We start from the raw sequence: 241 nt of genomic DNA, 5'->3' as shown, positions 1-241 counted from the left end.
AGCCGAATGCGATATCGGCATTTTCAATAATTCGGTAATTGACTTGGGTTCTAAAACGACTGAACTCGTCAGAGTCTCCAAAAGATAGTACCTTGGGCGCATAATGTAGATCTGTTTCAAATGATAAGCCAGGTGCGCTTGGTAGGTTTAGCCTTAGTGAACCGCCAATTCCAACAGCAGTACCTTTGAAATCCTCGATTTTAAAAAAGTTACTTTCAAATCCAATAGCAACTGTTGCTGG

At 41.1% G+C, this 241-nt stretch carries 1 protein-coding gene; it reads right to left on the bottom strand.

Translation table 11 applies throughout. From position 1 onward, the window contains the following. Nucleotides 1–241, bottom strand: a 241-nt coding sequence (locus A3761_RS01710; protein WP_231881117.1) for a YfaZ family outer membrane protein, incomplete at both ends; no start/stop codon positions are given.

This window comes from Oleiphilus sp. HI0123, from assembly GCF_001635315.1.
Note: the sequence above shows the minus strand (reverse complement) of the source record. Positions and strands in the feature narration are given on the sequence as shown.